General features: G+C 66.4%; 13 protein-coding genes and 2 riboswitches. Of the genes, 12 read left to right on the top strand and 1 reads right to left on the bottom strand.

The window, feature by feature from the left end:
- Nucleotides 1–23 precede the first annotated feature (23 nt).
- Nucleotides 24–223: riboswitch (cobalamin riboswitch) on the bottom strand.
- Between the two features lie 61 nt (nucleotides 224–284).
- A riboswitch (cobalamin riboswitch) is annotated at nucleotides 285–487 on the top strand.
- Between the two features lie 175 nt (nucleotides 488–662).
- The 6 genes from cobW to BLW55_RS20130 are packed head-to-tail and all read left to right on the top strand — an operon-like array spanning nucleotide 663 to nucleotide 8,352.
- The gene (gene cobW / locus BLW55_RS20155) at nucleotides 663–1,700 is read left to right on the top strand and encodes a cobalamin biosynthesis protein CobW (RefSeq protein WP_090330186.1); all 1,038 of its coding nucleotides are present in this window, start codon (nucleotides 663–665) and stop codon (nucleotides 1,698–1,700) included.
- A gap of 4 nt (nucleotides 1,701–1,704) precedes the next feature.
- Nucleotides 1,705–5,037, top strand: coding sequence for a cobaltochelatase subunit CobN (gene cobN / locus BLW55_RS20150; RefSeq protein ID WP_090330185.1), 3,333 nt, complete (start codon nucleotides 1,705–1,707; stop codon nucleotides 5,035–5,037).
- Nucleotides 5,034–6,221 carry a precorrin-3B synthase gene (cobG, locus tag BLW55_RS20145; protein ID WP_090330184.1) on the top strand — a complete coding sequence of 396 codons (1,188 nt, stop codon included), beginning with the start codon at nucleotides 5,034–5,036 and terminating at the stop codon, nucleotides 6,219–6,221. Before cobN ends, cobG begins: the two co-directional genes overlap by 4 nt.
- Complete coding sequence (locus BLW55_RS20140) at nucleotides 6,222–6,854, top strand: precorrin-8X methylmutase (RefSeq protein ID WP_090330183.1); 633 nt, start codon at nucleotides 6,222–6,224, stop codon at nucleotides 6,852–6,854.
- The gene (locus BLW55_RS20135; RefSeq protein ID WP_090330182.1) at nucleotides 6,851–7,591 is read left to right on the top strand and encodes a precorrin-2 C(20)-methyltransferase; all 741 of its coding nucleotides are present in this window, start codon (nucleotides 6,851–6,853) and stop codon (nucleotides 7,589–7,591) included. The genes BLW55_RS20140 and BLW55_RS20135 overlap by 4 nt, the downstream gene beginning before the upstream one ends.
- Nucleotides 7,588–8,352, top strand: a complete 765-nt coding sequence (locus tag BLW55_RS20130; RefSeq protein ID WP_090330181.1) for a precorrin-3B C(17)-methyltransferase — start codon at nucleotides 7,588–7,590, stop codon at nucleotides 8,350–8,352. Before BLW55_RS20135 ends, BLW55_RS20130 begins: the two co-directional genes overlap by 4 nt.
- Here the strand turns inward: BLW55_RS20130 and BLW55_RS20125 are convergent.
- Nucleotides 8,316–9,089, bottom strand: coding sequence for a cobalt-precorrin-6A reductase (locus tag BLW55_RS20125; RefSeq protein WP_090330180.1), 774 nt, complete (start codon nucleotides 9,087–9,089; stop codon nucleotides 8,316–8,318). The genes BLW55_RS20130 and BLW55_RS20125 overlap by 37 nt on opposite strands.
- On the opposite strand from BLW55_RS20125, the gene cbiE reads away from it, so the two are divergent.
- Genes cbiE through cobS form a run of 6 tightly spaced genes read left to right on the top strand, consistent with a single transcriptional unit; the run spans nucleotide 9,088 to nucleotide 14,319 of the window.
- Nucleotides 9,088–10,335 (top strand): precorrin-6y C5,15-methyltransferase (decarboxylating) subunit CbiE, encoded by a 1,248-nt coding sequence (gene cbiE, locus BLW55_RS20120; RefSeq protein ID WP_090330179.1) that lies wholly within the window; start codon nucleotides 9,088–9,090, stop codon nucleotides 10,333–10,335. The two genes, BLW55_RS20125 and cbiE, sit on opposite strands and share 2 nt — an antisense overlap.
- Nucleotides 10,314–10,718, top strand: a complete 405-nt coding sequence (locus tag BLW55_RS20115; RefSeq protein ID WP_244509189.1) for a cobalamin biosynthesis protein — start codon at nucleotides 10,314–10,316, stop codon at nucleotides 10,716–10,718. Before cbiE ends, BLW55_RS20115 begins: the two co-directional genes overlap by 22 nt.
- Nucleotides 10,715–11,479 (top strand): precorrin-4 C(11)-methyltransferase, encoded by a 765-nt coding sequence (gene cobM / locus BLW55_RS20110; RefSeq protein WP_090330177.1) that lies wholly within the window; start codon nucleotides 10,715–10,717, stop codon nucleotides 11,477–11,479. The genes BLW55_RS20115 and cobM overlap by 4 nt, the downstream gene beginning before the upstream one ends.
- Complete coding sequence (cobA, locus tag BLW55_RS20105) at nucleotides 11,476–12,252, top strand: uroporphyrinogen-III C-methyltransferase (RefSeq protein WP_090330176.1); 777 nt, start codon at nucleotides 11,476–11,478, stop codon at nucleotides 12,250–12,252. Before cobM ends, cobA begins: the two co-directional genes overlap by 4 nt.
- Nucleotides 12,249–13,562, top strand: coding sequence for a cobyrinic acid a,c-diamide synthase CobB (locus BLW55_RS20100; protein WP_090330175.1), 1,314 nt, complete (start codon nucleotides 12,249–12,251; stop codon nucleotides 13,560–13,562). Before cobA ends, BLW55_RS20100 begins: the two co-directional genes overlap by 4 nt.
- A 4-nt stretch (nucleotides 13,563–13,566) precedes the next feature.
- A complete protein-coding gene (cobS, locus tag BLW55_RS20095; RefSeq protein ID WP_090330174.1) occupies nucleotides 13,567–14,319 on the top strand; it encodes an adenosylcobinamide-GDP ribazoletransferase in 753 nt (250 codons plus the stop codon).
- The last annotated feature ends 1 nt before the right edge of the window (nucleotide 14,320 follow it).

Here is a 14,320-nt window from a genome sequence, read left to right as displayed (position 1 = left end):
CCCCTCCACCCGAGGGATACGGTGTTTCTTTCAGGTTGTCGGCAGGTTTCCTGGCTCACGGGTCGCAGCGTTTTCCAGCCTTCCCAAGACAAAAAGCCTCAGTGGCGATCAGGAAAATGCTCACCGCTTACAGTTGCGGGGGCAGCCATGGCCTTGGCGCTTTTGGCGCCGCACCATGTTCCCTCTGGTCCGCTTCAGCGGAACCGACAGCGGGCGGAGCATACAAGAATCGCCACGCCCCGCAATCGCTTTGTTGCCCGCATTGACAGACCCGTCGGGCGAGCCGTAAATGCGCGATAGACGGTCCTCTTCCCTCAAGGGAGGAGGCTAAGAGGGAATGCGGTGCGGGCCTTGCCCAATGCCGCAGCTGTCCCCGCAACTGTAAGCGGAGAGCGCACCTGACACGCCACTGGGGCAACGCCCTGGGAAGGCTGGAGAGCGCAGCGACCCGTGAGCCAGGAAACCTGCCGTCTGAAAGTGAAATCCTGACCGCCTGGCGGGTGTCCCGGGCAAGGAGTGTACATTATGACTGCCGACAGCGCCGCTGCGCGCCTTCTCCCGATCATTCATGGTGTCTCTGCCGGTACGCGGCCGCGAAAGCCCCGTGTGCCCCTCACCCGCGTCTTATCGTTCTCCACACTCCATCACCTGAAGGATATACCATGACAACGCGTTTCGACCGGGTTCCCTGCACCGTCGTGACCGGCTTTCTCGGCGCCGGCAAGACGACGCTCATCCGCAACATTCTGGAAGGGGCAAACGGCAAGCGGCTTGCCATCATCGTCAACGAATTCGGCGATGCGGGCGTCGATGGCGAGGTGCTGAAAAACTGCGGGCTCGACAATTGCCCGGAGGAAAACGTGCTGGAACTGGCCAATGGCTGCATCTGCTGCACCGTGGCCGACGATTTCGTGCCCGCGCTCGACCAGATCCTCGCCCGCGAGCCGAAGGTGGATCACATCCTGATCGAGACCTCGGGCCTGGCATTGCCCAAGCCGCTGGTGCAGGCCTTCCAGTGGCCAGCGATCAAGAATCGCGTCACCGTCGATGGCGTCATTGCGGTGGTGGACGGGCCGGCGCTGGCCGATGGCCGGGTCGCCTCCGACATGGATGCACTCGCCGCGCAGCGCGCCGCCGATGAAACGCTCGATCATGACGATCCCGTGGAAGAAGTGTTCGACGATCAGGTGGCCTGCGCCGATCTCATCGTATTGTCCAAGAGCGATCTTCTGGACGCGGAAGGCAATGAGCGCGCCCGCGCCCGCATCGAAGATCATCTGTCGCGCAATGTGCAGGTCGTGCCGAGCGCCCATGGCAAGGTGGACCCGGCGCTGCTGCTCGGTCTCGGCCTCGCGGTGGAAGACGACATCGAGAACCGCAAGACGCATCACGACGACCCGCACGATCATGAGCACGACGATTTCGACACATTCGTTGTCGACCTGCCGCCGGTCCTGCGCCCCGAAGATCTGGAAAAGCGGGTCAATGCGGTGGTGGAGACAGGCGAGGTTCTGCGCCTCAAGGGGTTCGCCCATGTGAAGGGCAAGCCCATGCGTCTTCAGGTGCAGGCCGTGGGCCCGCGCGTTTCGCATCATTACGACCGTCCGTGGAAGGCCGGTGAAGCTGCCGAAACGCGGCTCGTCGTGATCGGCCTCAAGGGCATCGACCGCGCGCGCATCGAAAGCCTTCTCTCGGCCTGATCCGATGCACATCCTCGCCACCACCACCGCCTCTCTGGACGATTTGATCGAACCTGTCGATCTGCAACAGTCGCCGGCGGACATGGTGGCGCTGTCGTTCACCGACAGCGATCTGGCGGGGATTGCCTCTGCGTGGCAGACCGGGCGCGAGGCCCTGCCCTCGCTGCGCCTTGCCGCGCTGCGCGATCTGAGACACCCCATGTCGGTCGATCTGTGGATCGACAACACGGCAGCGCATGCCCGCACCATTCTGGTGCGGGTGCTTGGGGGCTATGAGTGGTGGCGCTATGGCTGCGACCGGCTGGCGGAACTTGCGCGAGACAAGGGCATCGCGCTGGCGCTATTACCCGGCGAATGCCATCAGGACGATCCGCGCCTTGCCGAGCGTTCCACCGTTTCGGCTGAAGCGCGCGCGGCGCTGCTTGCCTGCTTTCGCGAGGGCGGACCGGACAATATGCGCGCGCTGACCATGCAGATGGCGTGCCTTGCGGGACAGGATATCGAAGCGCCGGAAGCCGAGCCGGTCGCCAAGGCCGGCTTCTATGCGCCGGGCCATGGCATTGTGGAGGCAGGTTTTTTCGCCGCGCAGCCCGGCAGGGCAATCGTTGCGATCCTCTTTTATCGCTCCATGCTGCTTGCCAGCGATGTCGCGCCCATCGACGCGCTGGTGGAGGCGCTTGAGGAACAGGGTCTTTGCGCCGTCCCGATCTTTGTTTCCAGCCTGCGGGACCCGGTTGCCGCCGGTTTCGTGCAGGACGCCGTGGAGAGGCTGAAGCCGCAGGCGCTTATCACCGCGACAGCCTTTTCCAGCGGCGCGGAGCCCGGCGAGAAAACGCTGTTCGACCGGTTTGGCGTGCCGGTTTTTCAGGTGGTCACCGCCACCACGCGGCGCGAAGCGTGGCAGGAAGGCCAGCGCGGTCTGGCGCCCGCTGACCTTGCGATGCATGTGGTGCTGCCGGAGCTCGATGGCCGTCTGATGGCGGGTGCGATTTCCTTCAAGGACGAGGCGGCGCTGGATGAAGGGCTGTCCTTCGGCGTTCAGCGCAACCGGCCCGAACCCGCGCGCATAAGGCAGGTGGCGGCGAGGATCACCGCACATCTGAAGCTTGCCCGCACACCAAAGGCCGAGCGCCGCATTGTCGTGCTCATCCCGGATTATCCGAGTGCGCCAGGGCGCACCGGCTATGCGGTGGGGCTCGACGTGCCGTCGAGCGTGCTCGCCATGCTGCATGACCTCGGTGAAGCGGGGTACGCGGTTGATGGCGTTCCCGAGACGCCAAGGGCGCTGATGCAGCGCCTCGAACAGCCTTCGGAATCGCTTTCGCTGGATGAATACCGGCGGGCCTTCGATGCGCTGCCCGAAGAGGCGCGCGAAACGCTGCTCGCCACCTGGCGACCGGCCGAAGACGATGCGGACGATGGCGTCTTTCCGTTCCGCGCGGCGCGGTTTGGGAATGTCACCGTGGCGCTTGCGCCGGACCGGGGGCGCTCGGCAGACCGGCGCGTCGACTATCACGACCCGACCCTTGCGCCGCGCCATGCGCTCGTCGCTTTCGGCCACTGGATGCGTGAAGGGCTTGGTGCCCATGCGCTGATCCATGTGGGCGCCCATGGCACGCTGGAATGGCTTCCGGGAAAAACCGTGGCGCTGACGGAAAGCTGTTTTCCCGAAATCGTCGCCGGCGCGCTGCCGGTGGTCTATCCCTTCATCGTTAGCAATCCGGGCGAGGCGGCGCAGGCCAAGCGCCGCATCGGCGCGCTCACGCTTGGTCATCTGACGCCGCCGCTTGCGGGTGCCGGGCTTTCTGAAGACCAGCAGGAACTGGAACGGCTGGTGGATGAATATGCGCAGGCCGACGGGCTGGACCGCCGCCGCCGCGACCGGCTGGCGCAACTGATCGTGGAAACCGCCGAGCGCACGGGCCTCACCCGCGATGCCGGTGTCGAGGACACGGGCGACACGGATGCAGCGCTGATGCAGATCGACGCCTGGCTCTGCGATCTGAAAGATTTCGCCATCAAGGACGGGCTGCACATCTATGGCCGGGGCAGCGGCATGGATGAAGCGCCCGAACGCCGCGCCTGCGCGGAGAGCGAAAAGCGCGCGCTTCTGGCCGCACTCGATGGCCGGCACATCGCGCGCGGCCCATCCGGCGCGCCGGCGCGGGGGCGCACCGATGTTTTGCCGACCGGTCGCAACATTTTCACCGCCGACCCGCGCACGCTTCCCACGCCAACCGCTACCGCGCTTGGCAGAAACGCGGCGGATGAGGCCGTGCGCGGCTATTTGCAGGAGCATGGCGACTGGCCGCGTTCGCTGGTGATCGACCTCTGGGGCAGCGCGAGCCTGCGCACCGGCGGCGAGGAGATCGCACAGGGTCTGGCGCTGATGGGCTGCCGGCCGCAGTGGGATCAGGCGACGGGGCGCGTGACGGGCATTGAAGTTCTGCCGCCGGCCAGCCTTGGCCGCCCGCGCATCGACGTGACCTGGCGCATTTCCGGCCTGTTCCGCGATATGTTCCCCACCCAGATCGCGCTTCTCGATACGGCGGTTACCGCCGTGGCCGCGCGCGATGAGGACGACAGCGAAAACCCGCTTGCGAGCGCCGCCCGAAAAGCCGGCAAGGCGCCGGCGCGCATTTTCGGCTCCGCTCCCGGCACCTATGGCGCGGGGCCGGAAGAAAAGCTGGCGCGTGGAGACTGGCAGGAGCGCGCCGAGCTGGGCGAAGCCTATCTCGCCGCCAGTGCCTATGCCTTCGGCGGTGCGGAGGGCGAAGGCCGGCTGGAAGACGGCGCGTTTGCAAGGCAGGTGGCGGATGCCGACATGCTCATCCACACCGGCGACGATGCCGGACGCGACATTCTCGAAGGTTCGGCGGATGTGGCTTTCATCGGCGGGTTCGCGGCGGCGGTGGAAGCGCTGGGCGGCAAGGCCGATCTGGTGGTGCTCGACACGACCGATCCGGAGCGCCCGCGCGCCCGCTCGCTGGCGCAGGCCATTGCCCGCACCGTGCGCGCCCGTGCGGTCAATCCGCGCTTCATCGAAGGGCAGTTGCGCCACGGCCCGCGCGGTGCTGCGGAACTGACGGAAACGGTGGACCGGCTGATCGGCTTTGCGGAGACCACGGATGCGGTTTCAGGCAGCCTGATCGATGCCGTGTTCGACGCTTATCTCGGCGATGAGCGTGTGCGTGATTTTCTTCTGGCGGAAAACCCCGCCGCGGCGCATGCGATGGCGGAGCGCTTTCACGCCGCCCGCAAGCGCGGCCTCTGGCACCCGCGCCGCAATTCCGTCGATGCCGATCTGGCCCCACTTCTTGCGGAGGCGACGGCATGACGATGCGGCGCGGCGCATGCCCCACACTCTCCGCCCCCATGAAAACCGGCGACGGGCTGCTCGCCCGGATCGCGCCGGCCCATGGCGTGCTGACGCCCGAGAAGCTGGCGGGCATCGCAAAAGCGGCGGGTCGCCACGGCAACGGCATTCTGGAAGTGACCGCGCGCGGCAAATTGCAGATACGCGGACTGACGGCTGAGAGCACGCCCCTTCTCGGCGCGGAGATTGCCGCGCTCGCCTTGGGGCCCGTGGAAGGGTTTGCGGTGGAAACGGGGCCGCTTGCGCCCCTGCCCCGACTCGCACAGCGCATCGACGCGCATGTCGCTGCGCATGGTCTTGGCCCATGCCTCGCGCCAAAAGTTTCCGTCACGGTCGATTGCGGCGGGGCACTGCATCTCGACGCGATCAGCGCCGACATAAAGCTCATCATGGCTGATGACGGGCGATGGCTGATCGGCATTGGGGGCAATGGCGCGACGGCAGACTGGCTCGGCAAGGGCGATGAGCAGGCGGTGGGCGCTGCGGCGCTTGCGGCGCTTGATCTGCTGGCGCAGACCGGCGGACGCGCACGCGATTTCACGCAGGCGGAAACGAACGCGCTACGCGCCGGGCTTGCACCGGCGAAAACACATACGCCACGCGCCGATGCGGCACCGGTCGGCCCGTTCACCATGGCAAGCGGAGAAAGCGTGCTTGGCATCGCCCTTCCCTTCGGGCAGATCGCGGCGGATCGGCTTGCCGCGCTCTGCGAGGCTTTATCCGATGCAAGCGAAATCCGCCTCGCGCCGCGCCACGGCCTGCTTCTGCTCGGCCTCGACGAGGTCCGTCACGAAGAGGTGTTTCGGGCTGCACACGCTCTGGGCTTCGTCACGCAAGGCGACGATCCCCGCCTCTCCATCGCCGCCTGCGCCGGGGCGCCGGCCTGCGCTTCGGCGCGGTTCGATGCGAAGGCGCTTGCCGCCGAGGCGGCTGCGGCGGGTTTGCCGGATGGCCCTTACCGTCTCCACCTTTCGGCCTGCGAAAAAGGATGCGCCCAGCCCGCCGGGCCGGTTGTGAACCTGATCGCGGTCGAAGGTGGCTGCACCCTTTCCTGCGTTGGCGCAAAACCTTCCGAACGCTTTCGCACCTTCCTCATCGAGCGCGGCGAGACGCTGCGCGCCGCCCTTCTTCGAAAGTCAGGCTGAATGCAAGAAACCGAGTACATACGCGACGGCAACGCCATTTACGAAAAGTCGTTCGCGATCATCCGCGCCGAGGCCGATCTCGCGCGTTTCAGCGCGGACGAGGCCGATGTCGCGGTCCGCATGATCCACGCCTGCGGGCTTGTGGACGCGGCGGAACATTTCGTCTTTTCCGAGGGGTTTGTGGCGGCTGGCCGCGCGACGCTGAAATCCGGAGCGCCGATCCTGTGCGATGCCGAGATGGTGGCGCGTGGCGTGACCCGCACGCGGCTGCCCGCCGACAATGCGGTGATCTGCACCCTGCGCGATGCGCGCACGCCGGAGCTTGCAGAGAAGCTTGGCAACACGCGTTCCGCCGCCGCGCTGGAACTGTGGCGCGAGCACATGGAAGGCGCGGTGGTGGCCATCGGCAATGCGCCGACCGCACTCTTTTACCTGCTCGACATGCTGCGCGCCGGTGCGCCGAAACCTGCTGCCATCATCGGCATGCCGGTCGGTTTCGTTGGCGCGATGGAATCGAAGGAAGCGCTCGCCGAAAGCGGGCTTGGCATTCCCTTCGCCATCGTGCGTGGCCGCATGGGCGGCAGCGCCATGACGGCAGCGGCCATCAACGCTTTGGCGAGGGCGGGCCTGTGAGCGGAACCCTGATTGGCGTCGGCACCGGACCCGGCGATCCCGAACTCATCACCGTCAAGGCGCTGAAGGCGCTGGAGCGGGCGGATGTGGTGGCCCATTTCGCCAAGCGCGGCCGTCGGGGCAATGCCCGCCGCACGGTCGAGGGGCTTTTACCGGAAGGCATCGAGGAACTCCCGCTCGAATATCCCGTCACCACCGAGATCGACAAGACCGATCCGCGCTACATCAAGGCCATCACCAGCTTTTACGAAGCTTCGGCGCGTGCGGTGGAAGCGCATCTGAATGCGGGGCGCACGGTTGCCGTTCTGAGCGAGGGCGATCCGCTGTTCTACGGCTCTTACATGCATCTGCATGTGCGGCTTGCCGCACGCTATCCGACCGAGGTGATCCCGGGCATCACCGCCATGTCGGGTTGCTGGTCGCAGGCTGGCATCGCCATCGTTCAGGGCGATGACATCATGACGGTTCTGCCCGGCACGCTCAATGAAGACGAGCTTGTGCGCCGCGTGAGCGACACGGAGGCCTTCGTCATCATGAAGGTGGGGCGCAATCTGCCGAAAATCCGCCGGGCGCTGGCCCGCGCCGGCAGGCTTGGCGGCACCGTCTATGTCGAACGCGGCACGATGAACAACACAAGCATGACCCCGCTCGCCGACAAGGCCGACGACACCGCGCCCTATTTCTCGCTCGTGCTCGGACCGGGCTGGCAGGCCAGGCCGCAGGAGGGCGTGGCATGAGCGGGCGTCTCGTCGTCATAGGCACCGGCCCCGGAAAACCGGCACAGACGACGCCGGAGGCGCGCGCGGCCATCGCGGCGGCAAGCGATTTCTTCGGTTACGGTCCCTATCTCGACCGGCTCGAACTGAATGACGGCCAGACCCGCCACGCCTCCGACAACCGGGAAGAACTGGCCCGCGCGAAGGCGGCGCTCACCATGGCGGCCCAAGGCAGGCATGTGGCCGTGGTTTCGGGTGGGGATGCGGGCGTTTTCGCTATGGCGGCGGCGGTGTGCGAGGCCATCGAACACGGGCCTGAGGACTGGCGCGCGCTCGATCTGGAGATCGTGCCGGGGCTGACGGCCATGCTGGCCGTGGCCGCCCGCGTGGGTGCGCCGCTCGGCCATGATTTCTGCGCCATATCGCTTTCGGACAATCTGAAACCCTGGGAACTGATCGAAACCCGGCTTGCGGCCGTCGCCGGCGCGGGCTTCGTGATCGCGCTCTACAATCCGATCAGCCGCGCCCGGCCCTGGCAGCTTGGCCGCGCCTTTGAACTGTTGAGCGGCATTCTGCCGGCCTCCACGCCGGTCGTGTTCGGACGGGCCGCCGGACGGCCCGACGAGCGCATGGCGATCGTTCCGCTCAACGAGGCGCGTGGCGAGATGGCCGACATGGCCACCTGCGTCATCATCGGCTCGCCCGAAACACGCCTGATCGAGCGCCCCGGCAAATCGCCGTTGGTCTATGCGCCGCGCTCGGCGACGGGAGCCGCCAGATGAGCCTCGATTGCAGCCATGGCTTCGTCGACACCGGTCACGATCGACGTGCCCGCCGGCTTTGGCCGGTCGATCATGACGACGGGCAGACCAAGCCTGCGCGCCGCCGCGATCTTGCCATAGGTTGCGGCACCGCCGCTGTTCTTGGCGACCACGATGTCGATGCGGTGATCGGCGAGCAGCGCAATCTCATCGTCTTCGCAGAACGGCCCGCGGGCGAGAATACATGCAGCATTCGCCGGCAGGTGGGCGGGGTCCACCGGCTCCACGCTGCGCACCAGATAATGATGCTGCGCGGCCGCGCGAAACATTTCAACTTCCTGTCGGCCAATGGCCAGAAATACGCGCCGGGGCTCTTGGCCGAGCAGCGTTGCCGCCTCGGCCATGCCGGACGCGATCTGCCACTTGTCACCGGCAACCGGCTGCCAGGCGGGGCGCATGAGCGTGATGAGCGGAACGCCTTTCAGGCGGGCCGCTTCCGCCGCATTGCGCGCCATGCGCGCGGCGAAGGGATGCGTGGCGTCCACCATCAGGTCGATGCCTTCGTCCTCAAGATAATGCGCAAGCCCCTCAGCGCCACCGAAACCGCCCACACGCACCTCGCCCTGCAAGGCTTCCGGTGTGCGGGTGCGCCCGGCAAGCGAGGTGATGACACGCAGCGAGCCGCGCGCGCAAAGCCGCTCGGCCAGAAGCCGTGCTTCGCCTGTTCCACCAAGAATGAGAAGGGTCTGCTTTGCCATGACGTCTTCTAATTCATTTGGTGCCGAGATGGGAACAGCCTCGCGCTGGCTTAAGATCGTGGGGATAGGAGAGGATGGGCTGGCCGGGCTTGGCGCGGAAGCCCGCCGCGCGATTGCCGATGCGGAGATCGTCTTCGGCGGTGCGCGGCACCTCGAACTGGCGGCAGAGGAGATTGCGGGCGAGCCGCGTCCATGGCCCTCTCCGTTTGAAACGGCGGTCGATGAGATCGAAGCGCTGAGGGGCAAGAATGTCTGCGTGCTCGCCTCTGGCGATCCGTTTCACTTCGGTGTTGGTGCGACGCTGGCGCGGCGCATTCCGGCAGATGAAATGCGGGTCTTTTCCGCCCCGTCTTCCTTCGCGCTTGCCGCTGCCCGGCTTGGCTGGCCGCTGCAATCGGTCGAGACGGTTTCGCTGCATGGCAGGCCCATTGCGCTGATCCGCCCGCTGCTTCATCCCGGCGCGCGCATTCTGGCGCTCACCTCCGATGGCGCGGGTCCGGCTGCGATTGCAGAGCTGATCACCAAAGAGGGGTTTGGCCCCTCGCGCTTTCACGTGCTGGAAGCGCTGGGCGGGCCGCGTGAACGGCAGGTCAGCGGTATGGTTGCCGCGCTTTCCGCAGAAAGCTTCGACGATCTGAACCTGGTCGCTATCGAGGTGGCGGCGGATGAGAATGCACGCATGCTGCCGCTTGGAACCGGGCTTGAAGACGGGCTTTTCGAGCATGACGGGCAGATCACCAAAGCGGAGGTGCGGGCTGTCACGCTTTCCGCGCTTGCCCCGAAACGCGGTGAACGGCTCTGGGACATCGGAGCGGGTTCAGGCTCCATTTCCATCGAGTGGCTGCGGCAGCATTCGTCGCCCAGCGCCATCGCCATCGAGGCGGACGGGGAGCGGGCGGCACGCATTGCCCGCAACGCGGAGCGCATGGGCGTGCCGCAGCTCACCGTGGTTGAGGGAACGGCTCCCGCCGCGCTTGCGGGCCTTGCCGCGCCCGATGTGGTTTTCATCGGTGGCGGGGCGACTGCACCGGGGCTGATGGATGCGGCGATTGCCGCTCTTGGAACCGGGGGGCGTCTTGTCGCAAACGGGGTGACGCTCGAAACGCAGGCGCTTCTGATCGACTGCCATGGACGGCACGGCGGAGAGCTGATCGAGATCGCCATCGCGCGCGCTGCCCCCGTTGGTGGCATGACGGCGCTGCGCCCGGCCATGCCGGTGCTTCAATGGCGCTGGAGGAAGCCATGATCTGCGCCGGGTTTGGAGCCAGAAAAGGTGTTTCGCGCGAGGCCGTTCTTGCCGCACTCGACGCCGCCCTGACAATGCACGACATCGCACGGGACAGGCTCGACGCGCTGGCGACCGTGCCACGGAAACGGGACGAGCCCGGCCTGACGGATGCGGCAACGGCGCTCGGTCTGCCACTTGTCATTGCTGACGAAGCTGCATTGCAGGCGGCGGCGACGCACTGCCTGACCCGCTCGGACCATGCGCTTTCCGCCACCGGCCTGCCTTCGGCCTCGGAGGCGGCGGCGCTGGCCGTCTGCGGCCCAGCCGCCCGGCTTCTCGGGCCGAGGCTCACATTTGACGGCGTAACCTGCGCCATCGCCACCACCGGAAGACAATCATGACCGTTCATTTCATTGGCGCCGGACCGGGCGCTGCCGACCTCATCACCGTTCGCGGCCGCGACCTGATCGCGCGCTGCCCGGTCTGCCTTTATGCCGGTTCGCTGGTGCCGGAGGAACTGCTCGCCCACTGCCCGCCCGGCGCGCGCATCGTCAACACCGCGCCCATGTCGCTCGACGAGATCGAGGCGGAATATATCCGCGCGCATGAGGCTGGCGAGGATATCGCCCGGTTGCATTCGGGCGATCTTTCCGTGTGGAGCGCGGTTGCCGAACAGATCCGCCGTCTTGCCGCACTCGGTATCGATTACACGCTGACGCCGGGTGTGCCTTCCTTCTCGGCGGCTGCGGCGGCGCTGGGACGCGAGCTGACCATTCCGGAAGTGGCGCAGAGCCTTGTCCTCACCCGCATTTCCGGCCGCGCCTCGAAAATGCCGGAGGGTGAAACGCTCGCCAATTTCGCGGCCACCGGCACGACGCTCGCCATTCATCTCGCCATTCACGCGCTCGACCGTGTGGTGGCGGAGCTGACGCCGCATTATGGCCCCGACTGCCCGGTCGCCATCGTCGCCCGCGCAAGCTGGGCGGACGAGCGCATTCTGCGCGGCACGCTTTCCACCATCGAGGCAGAGATGGCGAAAGACCCCATCGAGCGCACGGCGCTCATTCTCGTCGGGCCGGGGCTGGGCGCCAAGGATTTTCGCGAGAGCGCGCTCTACAGCGCCGATTATCAGCGCCGGTTTCGCGGGCGGGAGGGGTTATGAGTTTGCTTGAGGCGCTCGACCGCCTGCCTGTTGAACCGACGCCCTTTGAGCCGGGCCATGTGTGGCTGGCGGGTGCTGGCCCCGGCGGCTTTGGCTGCCTGACACTCGGTGTTCTGGCCGCGCTCGATGCGGCGGATGTGGTGATTTATGACGCGCTGGTGAACCCGGAGATCCTGAAAGCCGCGCCCCAGGCTCGACATATCTTTGTCGGCAAGCGCGCAGGCCAACCCTCCACGGCGCAGGATGAAATCAACCGGCTGATGGTGGCCGAGGCCGAGGCGGGGCACAGGGTTCTGCGCCTGAAAGGCGGCGACCCCAACATGTTTGGCCGTGGCGGCGAGGAAGCGCTGGTGCTGGCGCTTGCCGGCATTCCCTTCCGCTTTCTGCCGGGCATCACCTCGGCGGTGGGGGCGCTTGCCGATGCGGGCATTCCCGCCACCATGCGCGGCGTGAACAAGGCGGTGATCTTCGCCACCGGTCACGCCGCCGGTACGCCGGACGATCTGGACTGGGCGGCGCTGGCAAAAACCGGTCAGCCCATCGTCATCTATATGGGGATGCACAAGTTCGCTCTGATCGTGGACGCGCTCTCCTCCGGCGGTATGGCGGGCGACACGCCGGCAGCCCTCATCATGAATGCGACCAAGCCGGACGAACGCATTCTCACCACCACGCTCTCGTCCCTTGTTTCGCAGGCTAAGGAACAGGGCTTCGGCTCCCCTTCCATCATCGTGATCGGCGGTATCGTCGCGTTGCGCGAGGCGCTGACATGACGGCGCGGGCGATCATCATCGGCGCGGCCCGATCTGGTTCGGGCAAGACCAGCGTCACCATCGGCCTCATGCGCGCGCTCAAAAGGCGCGGTCGTGCCGTGCATGGCGCGAAATCCGGCCCCGACTATATCGACCCCGGTTTTCATCAGGCGGCGACGGGGCATCCGGGCGTCAATCTCGACAGCTGGGCCATGCATCCGGATCTGCTCGCCCATCTTGGAAGCCGGCAAAGCGAAGAGGCCGACATGCTGCTGATCGAAAGCGCCATGGGCCTGTTCGATGGCATCGTTTCGGAGCCGGGACGATCTGGCGCTGCGGCGGACATTGCGCGGCTTTATGACGTGCCCTGCCTGGTCATTCTCGATGTGTCCGGCCAGTCGCAGACGGCTGCTGCGCTGGCAAAGGGGTTCGCCGCCTATGACCCGAAGGTCCGGATTGCCGGCGTGGTGCTCAATCAGGTGGCCAGCCCGCGCCATGAAGCCATGGCGCGCGACGCCATCGAGGCGATCGGCATTCCGGTGCTGGGCGCGGTCTACCGCAATCCGGACATGGCGCTACCGGAGCGGCATCTGGGCCTTGTGCAGGCGAGCGAACATGCCGCGCTCGAAGCTTTCATCGAACGGCTTGCCGATGTGATGGAACAGTCCATCGATCTCGATGCGGTGATGAAAGCCGCCGTGCCGCTCTCCATGCAGGCGGGCGATGCGGCGCGGCTTCTGCCGCCGCCGGGCCAGCGCATCGCCATCGCGCAGGATGCCGCCTTCAGTTTCGTCTATCCGCATCTCGCCCGGCGCTGGCGCGAGGCAGGTGCCGAGCTTCTGCCCTTCTCGCCACTTGCCGATGAGGGGCCGGCAGAGAGCGCTGACGCCTGTTGGCTTCCCGGCGGCTATCCCGAACTTCATGCGGGGCGAATTGCTGCTGCGAAGAATTTTCATGCTTCGATGCAGGCTTTCGCGGAGACGAGGCCCGTTCACGGCGAGTGCGGCGGGTTCATGGTTCTGGGCAAGGCGCTGGAAGATGCGGACGGCACGACCCACGCCATGCTGGGGCTGCTTTCGCATGTGACGAGCTATGCGAAGCGCAAGATGAATCTCGGCTATCGGCAAGCCACGCTGATGAGCGACTGCGCCATCGGCCGCAAGGGCGAGACGATCCGTGGCCACGAATTCCACTATTCGCGGCTGGTGGAGCCCGGCAGCGACGACCCGTTAGCCACGCTTGCGGACGGTCAGGGCCGCGCGCTCGGCCCCTCCGGCGCGCGGCGCGGGATGGTCTCCGGCACCTATTTCCACGCCATCGCGCGGAGCTGAAGCGATGGCCGGTTTCCACAACCCGTTTCGCGACATTGCCGCCTGCCTCGGCTTCTACACGCGCCTTCCGCTGCCCGCGTTCGAGATGCCCGCGCATGGTTTTGCCAATGCGCAATGGGCGGCACCGCTTGCCGGCCTTTTTGTTGGTGCGGTGTGCAGCGCTGCTTTGGCGGGTGCCATCATTCTCGGCCTTCCGGCCACCATCGCCGCCGCCATTGCGCTTGCCGTGGGCGTGCTTCTGACCGGCGGGCTGCATGAGGATGGGTTGGCGGATGTGGCCGACGGTTTCGGCGGTGGTTCAACGCCAGAGAAAAAGCTCGCCATTATGAAGGACAGCCGCATCGGCTCCTATGGCGTTGCGGCGCTGATCCTGTCGTTTCTCATGCGCTGGTCGGCGCTCGTGGCGCTCGGCCTTGCTGCCATTCCCGCATTGCTGATCGCCCACATGGCCTCGCGCGCGCTCATGCCGGCGCTGATGCGCCTTTCGCCGCCCGCGCGCGAAAACGGGCTTTCGGCGGGCGCAGGGCAACCGACGCGACGCACCGTTCTTGTCGCGCTGGCTATTGGTGGCGTTCTGCTCCTTGTTCCCGGTCCCGGCTTTGCGCTCATTGCTGTGCCGCTTCTGGCGGCGGCGCTCTTTTTCATCAAATGGCTCGCCGAAAAACAGATCGGCGGCCAGACGGGCGATGTGCTCGGCACATTGCAGCAACTGGCCGAAACCGTTCTGCTTCTCGCCTGCGTCACGCATTTCATCTGAA

Source organism: Nitratireductor aquibiodomus (genome assembly GCF_900105565.1).
In the GTDB taxonomy this organism is placed as follows: Bacteria; Pseudomonadota; Alphaproteobacteria; order Rhizobiales; family Rhizobiaceae; genus Nitratireductor; species Nitratireductor aquibiodomus.
The sequence above is the reverse complement of the archived record's forward strand: the minus strand, read 5'-3'. Positions and strand labels throughout refer to the sequence as shown.